Below are 1,325 nucleotides of genomic sequence, written 5' to 3' on the forward strand. Positions count from 1 at the left end.
CATAAAAGATTTCTGAATTGTATAGAAATAGGGAATGCCTTCCCTTATGATATTTAGTAACCACAGAAAACATCACAGGAGGCATTCCCCATGAATGAACTTACCACAGAAATTATCGCTGCACTAGCCCAAAAGCAAGATTTGGACGAAGTTTTTCGTCACCACCTCGAAATTGCGATTAACCAGCTGCTTCAAACCGAATTGGCAGAGTTTTTGGGTTACGAACGCTACTCATACGCTGGGATTAACACTGGTAATAACCGCAACGGCAGTTATGAGCGCTCGTTTGATACGAAGTACGGCCAACTTAACTTAACCATTCCTCGAGATCGCAATGGCCGGTTTGAAAATCATACCTTGCCAGCCTACGGTCGGCACAGTGATAATTTAGAAACAACGGTCATTCAGTTGTATACCAAGGGAATTACCACTGCTGAAATTGCCGAACTCATTGAGAAAATGTACGGTGCTCACTACTCCAAAGCCACGGTTTCCAACATGACTAAAGCCGTCAATGAACAGGTTCAAGCTTTCCAGCAACGTCGACTGGCTTCACAATATGCGGCCATCTTCTTAGATGCCACTTACTTGCCGTTAAAGCGGGATACCGTTCAAAAAGAAGCCGTTCATATTGCGATTGGCATTCGTCCAGATGGTACGAAAGAAGTGCTGAACTACCAAGTGGCGCCAACGGAATCGACTGGAATCTGGACTGAACTGCTGGGAACCTTGATCAAGCAGGGCGTTAAAGATGTGCTGTTGTTTGTGGCCGATGGGTTAGTTGGTTTGGATGAAGGCTTGAATCGGCATTTCCCTAAAGCCAAACGACAACGTTGCCTGGTTCATGTTGGGCGGAATCTGATGAACAAAGTTCGCGTAAAAGACCGCAAGGCCGTGATCAGTGACTTTAAACAAGTTCATCGGGCCGCCAACCGTGAAGCAGCCGAACTGAAACTGAATGAGTTCGCCAACAACTGGCATCAGACCTATCCCAAATTAATCAAAGATCTGCTTAAAATGCTGAATTTACTCACTTTCATGGACTTTCCACCAGCTATCCGGCAATCACTATACTCCACTAACCTGATTGAGAACTTTAATAAGCATCTCAAGCGCACCACCCACCACAAAGAACAATTTCCAACGGAAGATTCACTGGATCGCTTCCTGGTTTCTCAGTTTAATGTTTATAACGAGAAGTCTCTGAAGCGGATCCACCGAGGGTTCAAAGGACTCCAGGACACCTTGGAAGCATCATTTATTTAAGTTAGATACATATTATATGTACGAAGGCATTTCATTTACACAAGATTCTTGACGCTACC

General features: G+C 44.5%; 1 protein-coding gene. It reads left to right on the top strand.

Features of this window, described 5'->3' with window-relative positions; all coding sequences use genetic code 11:
- Nucleotides 1-90 precede the first annotated feature (90 nt).
- Nucleotides 91-1,266: an IS256 family transposase gene (locus tag EKM99_RS15660; protein ID WP_125584214.1), complete on the top strand. Its 1,176-nt coding sequence runs from the start codon at nt 91-93 to the stop codon at nt 1,264-1,266.
- Nucleotides 1,267-1,325: the final 59 nt, after the last annotated feature.

The sequence above is a fragment of the Levilactobacillus cerevisiae genome, from assembly GCF_003946245.1.
Classification (GTDB): Bacteria; Bacillota; Bacilli; order Lactobacillales; family Lactobacillaceae; genus Levilactobacillus; species Levilactobacillus cerevisiae.

Coding starts and splice junctions, on each gene's coding strand:
- EKM99_RS15660 (WP_125584214.1), top strand. CDS start 91: ATGAATGAACTTACCACAGAAATTATCGCTGCACTAGCCCAAAAGCAA.